Annotated in this window: 4 protein-coding genes; all 4 read left to right on the top strand. The window is 61.1% G+C overall.

What is annotated here, in order from left to right; translation table 11 throughout:
- Nucleotides 1-1,134 (top strand): DUF1553 domain-containing protein (locus tag ACILSI_RS26450; protein ID WP_395724931.1); only part of this gene is annotated, 1,134 nt, incomplete at its 5' end.
- A 33-nt stretch (nucleotides 1,135-1,167) separates the two neighbouring features.
- On the top strand, nucleotides 1,168-4,797 hold the full coding sequence (locus ACILSI_RS26445) for a c-type cytochrome domain-containing protein (RefSeq protein ID WP_395724930.1): 3,630 nt from the start codon (nucleotides 1,168-1,170) through the stop codon (nucleotides 4,795-4,797).
- 132 nt (nucleotides 4,798-4,929) lie between these two features.
- Complete coding sequence (locus ACILSI_RS26440; RefSeq protein WP_395724929.1) at nucleotides 4,930-6,315, top strand: Gfo/Idh/MocA family protein; 1,386 nt, start codon at nucleotides 4,930-4,932, stop codon at nucleotides 6,313-6,315.
- A 150-nt stretch (nucleotides 6,316-6,465) separates the two neighbouring features.
- Nucleotides 6,466-6,714: a hypothetical protein gene (locus ACILSI_RS26435; protein WP_395724928.1), complete on the top strand. Its 249-nt coding sequence runs from the start codon at nucleotides 6,466-6,468 to the stop codon at nucleotides 6,712-6,714.
- Nucleotides 6,715-6,880: the final 166 nt, after the last annotated feature.

Below are 6,880 nucleotides of genomic sequence, written 5' to 3'. Positions count from 1 at the left end.
CTCGAGCATGGCGGCGTGAATTTCTTCGTCCTGAATGACGAACCCACCAAGTGCGCAGAGACCGTCAGCATCGCCTTCCTCGGCACCTCCATCGGCTGTGCGAAGTGCCACAACCACCCGATGGAGAAATGGACCAACGAGCAGTACTACGGCTTCGCCAATTTGTTCGCCCGCGTCCGCACCAAGAACGGCACGCAGGCCGATGAGCGCGTGCTGTTCTCCGATACACAGGGCGATCTTGTCGCGCCGCTCACCGGCAAACCGCCGCCGCCACGCCCGCTCGATGTCACCACGCCCATCTCGATGACCTCCACCGAGGACCGCCGCATCGTGCTCGCCAACTGGCTCACGGGTGCCGATAACAAACTCTTCCAACGAGCCATCGTGAATCGCGTCTGGGCCAATTTCTTCGGCGCAGGCCTCGTCGAGGCCGTCGATGACCTCCGCGTCACCAACGCCGCCAGCAACGAAGAACTGTTCGCCACTGCCTGCGCGCATCTCGTGCAGCACAAATTCGATTTGAAGGCCCTCATGCGCACCATTTTGCAAAGCGAGACCTATCAGCGCAGCAGCATCACCCTGCCCGAAAACATCACCGACCTCCGCTACGGATCGCACTACGTCCCGCGTCGTCTTAAGGCCGAAATCCTGCTCGACACCATCTCGCAGGTCACCGCCGCGCCCACGACGTTCAAGATCGACAAACGCAACGCCAACAAAGGCACCAGCGAAAGCTACCCCATGGGCTTCCGCGCGTTGCAATTGCCCGACAGCAACATCGCCAGCTACTTTCTCAAAAGCTTCGGCCGCGCCGACCGCGTCGCCACCTGCGAATGCGAGCGCACCAACGAACCCAGCATGGCCCAGGCCCTCCACATCGCGAATGGCGAGACCCTGAACCTCAAGCTTTCGCAAAAAGACAACCGCCTTGATGCTCTGCTCGCCAGCAAGCAGCCCGACGCCAAGATCATCGAAGAAGCCTATCTTGTGACACTGACCCGCGAACCCACCGAACGAGAACTCACCAAAGCCACCCAGCTTCTCGCCATCGCCAAACCCGAAGACCGCCGCACCACGCTCGAAGACATCTTCTGGAGCCTGATGGGATCGAAGGAGTTTTTGTTTAATCACTAACGCAGAGCACGCAGCACTCACCTCATCCTTCCCATGCGTCTCATCACTCCCATTCTTTTCGCATTGCTCACAGTGGCCACCCAAGCCCAAGGCGTGGACTACACGAAGCAGATCGCTCCGCTTTGGGACACCTACTGCATCGACTGCCACAGCGCCGATGATGCGGATGGCGAGTTCGTCTTGGACACCTTCACAGCGCTGATGAAGGGCGGGAAGGAAGGTGCCGCCATCGTTGCGGGCAAAAGCAGCGAGAGCATGCTGGTTAAATTCCTCGAAGGCCGCTCAGGACGCGGCGGGAAGAACGAATTCATGCCGCCGGGCAAGCGTGAGAGGCTCAAGCCGGAGGAGATCGCACTGATCAAGGCGTGGATCGATGCGGGCGCGAAGGGCCCGCTCGTCGCGGACGCGAAACCGATGCCGAAAGAGGTCATCACGCCGAAAATCATTCCGACGGTGGCACCGAAGCGCTCGATCCAAGCGGTGGCGTTTTCGCCGAAGGTACAGCTCATCGCGGTGGGACGCTACGGAGAGGTCGAACTGCTCAATCCGGTCACGCGGGCGGTGATTCGCAAGCTCACCGGCATCAAGGGCAAGGCCAACGCGGTTGCGTTTTCGCCGGATGGCGACGCCGTGTATGCCGCAGGCGGCGAGGCTGGCATCGTCGGCGAAGTGAAGCGCTGGAATACGAGCGACGGCACCTTGCAGCAGTCGTTTGAAGGTCATCTCGATGCCGCGTATGCGCTCGCTGTTTCACCCGATGGCAAACTGATCGCCACCGGAGCCTACGATCAAAAAATTCGTCTTTGGGACACGGCGACGGGCAAGGAAGTCGCGTTGCTCAAAGGCCACAACGGCGCGGTGAACGGTCTCTCGTTCCGTCCCGATGGCAAGGTGCTCGCCAGCGCCAGCGCGGACCGCACAGTGAAGTTGTGGGCCATTCCGACCGGCCAGCGGCTCGAAACACTCTCGCAGCCGACGAAGGAGCAGACGAGCGTTGTCTTCAGCGCTGATGGCAAACAGCTCTTTGCCGCCGGTTCCGACAATCGCATCCGTCTCTGGAACATCAGCGCTGATGCCAAAGAAGGCACGAACAAGATCGTCACCAGCCGCTTTGCGCACGAAGGCGGCATCCTGCGGCTCGCGCTGTCCCTCGACGGCAAACTGCTCGCCTCCACCTCGACCGACAAATCGCTCAAGCTCTGGAGCACCGCCGATCTCACCGAAAAACTCCCGCTCGAAAAACAACCTGACTGGTCCTCCGCGCTCGCCTTCACCGACAAAGCGCAGCTCATCGCCGGTCGCATCGACGGCAGCCTCAGCGTCTATGAATCGACCACCGGGAAGACCGTGATGGCACCCGCGCCTGCCAAGCCCGCGATGGTCGCCAAAGCGATTAAACCCGAACTCACGCGCCTCACCCCACGCGCCGCGCACATCGGTGGAGAGCTGCTGGTGTCGCTGGCTGGCAAGAACTTCACCGAAGATACGACTGCGATGGTTTCTCATCCAGGAATCAAAGCGCACCTCGTCAAAAGCTCGATCAAAGCGACGAGCGCGCGGTTGAAGCTAACCGCCAGCGCCGACGTGCCGCGCGGTGCTTATGATGTGTGGCTCAAAAGCTCCGGCGGCGAAACGGCGAAGCTGAAAGTGTATGCTGACGACATCGCGCCCATCGTCACGAAGGCGGCGGATTTCAAAGAAGCACCGGTCGTTGTCGCCAAATTGCCCGCGAGTCTGTGGGGCACGCTCACGGAGATCGGGCAGCACGATGCGTATCGTTTCACCGCGAAGGCGGGCGAGGAACTCGTGCTCGATCTGGGCATCGCGCAGGTCAGCAGCACGGCGAAATCACCGACGCTGGAGATCATGGACACGAACCGCACCGTTCTCGCCGTGAATCGCGGCCTAGACAGCGGTAGCGATCCTTTCCTCGCCTGGAAAGCGCCTGCGGCTGGCGATTACATGGTACTCGTGAGCAACACCACGATGGATGGCAGCGCCGATCATGCTTACTGCCTCACTATCGGCGCTCTGCCGTATGTCACCGCCTGGTCGCCGCTCGCCGCGCAGGTCGGTCAGGACACGAAAGTCACGCTCATTGGCCATCACCTCGGCGATAAGGCGAACGTGACGATGAGAGCCGACAAAGAAGGCCTGATGAACGTGCCGCTGGATGCGAAGACGCTGCGCTTCCGCTCCATGCCCGTGTTGCGTGTGAGTGCCCGACCGCATGTCGATGGCACGACCACGCATGAAGTGACCGCTCCCGTGACGGTGAATGGCGTGCTTGGACGTAAAACGAGTTTTCCAACTCGTTCTGGAGCTTCGGAGAACGAGTTGGAAAACTCGTTTTACGTCACCGCCAAAAAAGGCCAGACGTGGATCATTGAGACGCTCGCTGCCCAAGTCGGTTCTCCTGCCGACACGAAGCTCGACATCCTCCACGCTGATGGCAAACCCGTGCCGCGTGTGATGCTTCAGGCCGTGCGCGACAGCTACAACAACTTCCGCAGCGTCGATGCCAACAACCCGGACATCCGCCTGCAAAACTGGGAGGAGATGGAGCTGAACGAGTTCGTCTATTTCAACGGCGACGTGATGAAGATCGTGCGCATGCCGCGCGGGCCGGATGGCGGCTGCTTCTTCTACATCAACGGCGGCAAACGCCGCGCCTACTTCGATACCAGTGCCACCTCTCACTCGCTCGACGAACCCTGCTACGTCGTCGAACCACGGCCCATCGGCAGCCAGATCGTGCCGAACGGCCTGCCCGTCTTCACGCTGAACTACGCCAACGACGACAGCGGCGACCGCAAGCTCGGCAGTGACTCGCGCCTCACCTTCACCGCGCCTGCCGATGGCCGTTACCTCGTCAAAGTCACCGACACACGCGGCTGGAGCGGCGAGCGTTTTGTTTACGCCCTCACCATCCGTGAGCCGAAGCCCGACTTCAGCGTCAAACTCGCCGGCGCGAACCCCACCGTCATGCCTGGAGCCTCCATCGGCTTCTCCTTCCGCGCGGATCGAATCGATAATTTCGACGATCCCATCCAGATCGACATCACTGGCCTGCCCACAGGTTATTTCGCCTCGTCGCCGCTCATTATCGAAGCCGGGCACGATTTGATCAGCGGTTCACTCCGCGCCGCACCCGATGCCAAAGCGGATGCCGATTGGAGCAAGCTCAAGATCACCGCCAAGAGCAAAGCGATCACGCACGACGCTGGAAATTTCGGAAAAGTCACGCTCGGTGCCGCGCCGAAGTTCATCATCGTCATGGAGCCCGATGTCGGCGGCAAAGCCGTCATGCGCGAGGTCAAAGACGAGACCAAGCCCCTCGAAATCACCCTCGTCCCCGGCCAGACCGTGAAGGCATGGATTCGCGCCGTCCGCCAAGGCAACGACGGGCTCATCAACCTCGACGTGCATGGCCTGCCGCATGGCGTCATCGTGGATGACATCGGCCTCAACGGCGTGCAGATCCGCGAAAAAGAAAACGAGCGCCCCATCTTCTTCCGCGCCGCCAACTGGGTCCAGAACCAGGACACCCTCATCCACGCCGCCCTCAGCTCCGCCCGCAACGAACACGACAGTGCTGGTTTGCAGACGAGCTTCCCGATCTTGATGAAGATCCGAAAGTCGGCGGGTGTGGCGGTGAAATAAAAGTGGTCCGCACAGTCCTCTGTGCGGGTTTGGAGACTGGTGAACGCTCGTTCCCCACCGTGCCGGGGGCGCACCACTTTGCTCGCGCAACTCGCGAGAGATGCCTGCCAACTAACACGTTCCATGTGGCCTATGAACCGCCGCCGCTTTCTCCAGCAATCTCTTGCCGCCTCCGCCTCCGCCTCCGCTTACGTTTCCGCGCCCGCTATCGTGCGCGCGAGGTCGCCGAACTCGATGTTTCAGGTAGCGTCGATCGGTGTGGGCGGCATGGGCGGAAATACGATGATGAGCGTGCTGCAGCATCCGAAGGTGCGCATGGTCGGCATGTGCGATGTGGACGCGAAGACGCTGGAACTGGCCACGAAGGGCATGTCGTCACGGCGGAAGGAGCATCAAGATCCTGCGGCGAAGGAACGTCTCGGCGATGCGGCGACGTTCCGTGATTATCGCGAGATGCTTTCCAAACTTGGTGACAGCATCGATGCGGTCACGATCGGCACGCCGGACCACATGCACGCAGCGATGGCGGTGACGGCCTTGCGGGCGAAGAAGCATGTTTATTTGCAGAAGCCGCTCACACATCACATCCACGAGGCGCGGATTCTCAGCGCCGAGGCGGCGAAGGCCGGGGTGACGACGCAGATGGGCACGCAGGGGCATTCGAGCATCGAAACGTCGCTCACGGTCGATCTCATCAAGAGCGGGGCCATCGGCAAGGTGAGGGAAGTCATCTGCTGGGAGAACAAGAAGGCTAGTTGGTGGCCGAAAGTCACGGAACGCAAAGCGCAGGCCGATCCGGTGCCGGAGCACATCGACTGGAACCTGTGGCTCGGTGTCGCGAACGAGGTGCCGTTTCTCGAAGGTGCGTATCATCCGTCGATGTGGCGTTCGTGGGTGGATTTCGGCGTCGGCATGATGGGCGACATGGGCTGCCATTACTTCGATGTCGTCTTCGCCTGTCTCGGTCTCGCTGCACCAAAGCGCGTGCGCTGCCTCGACGAGGGCAGCAAGGGCGATCTGTATGCGCAGAAGCGCCATCTGGAGCTCGAATTCCCCGGCACGCCGCTCACGGCGGGCGACACGATCAAGATGACCTGGAGCGACGGCGGTTATCCGTATGACAGTCGCGTCATCAAGCCCAGCGTGCTAACCAAAGACACACCGAGCGGCATTTTCTTCATCGGCGAGAACGGCGGCATCTTCAAGCCGCACAGCCAACGTCCGTGGCTCGTGCCGGAGAAAAAATTTACTGGCTTCACTTATCCGAAGACCCGCATCGCCAATCATTACACCGACTGGGTCGATGCGTGCATGAAAGGCGAGAAAGCCGCCACCGATCTGCCCACCTACGGCTGCCCCGTGACCGAAGCGGTGCTCCTCGGCGTGCTCTCGGAGCGCAACCCGGGCGACTGGATCGAATGGGATGCCGCGGCGGGCAAAGTGACCAACAAGCCGGAACTGAACGCCCAGCTCACGCGGAAGTATCGCGATGGGTGGAGTGTGGAAGGTTTGGGCTGAGTGGCGTAGGGACGTTCGGCGGTAGGCTGACGCCAACCGCTACGGTAGAAGCGTGCGTTGTGCGCGACTGCTTAACATCCGCAAAGCAACGGCAAAATTCAGCGCAAGTTTGACATCACCAAGGTTGCACGCAGCGGAGCGCGCCGTAGCATGCGCGGTCTCATGAGCGCGCACGAGCACAAACCAGACTCACGTCTGAAGCAGGCGGAGAAAATCGCCACCCATCCCGAGCAGTACAAAGTCTGCGAAGGCTGCGGCTCTATCGTGGTGACTCGTGCCGTCACCTGCCCTAGCTGCCATGCCTACATGTTCGACAACACGCCCGTGCGCGTGATCGCCCAGGCGAAAGAACTGGCCCTGCGCGCCGCGAATTCGGTGCTGGCGTCGGATCTGTCGTGACGGGTGTGGCGACAGACCGCCCGTCTTGTTGTGTGTTCGCACAGGTAACGTCCTCCCAGGAAGACGACCGGGCTGTCGCCACAGTCGTCCTACTTTATCGGCGCTCGAGCCTCACCGGCCATGCCTCAGAAACTTCGCCGCGCAGCAGCTTGACGAGCGTGCCGGT

The organism is Prosthecobacter sp., assembly GCF_044232965.1.
Classification (GTDB): domain Bacteria; phylum Verrucomicrobiota; class Verrucomicrobiia; order Verrucomicrobiales; family Verrucomicrobiaceae; genus Prosthecobacter.
The sequence above is the reverse complement of the archived record's forward strand: the minus strand, read 5'-3'. Positions and strand labels throughout refer to the sequence as shown.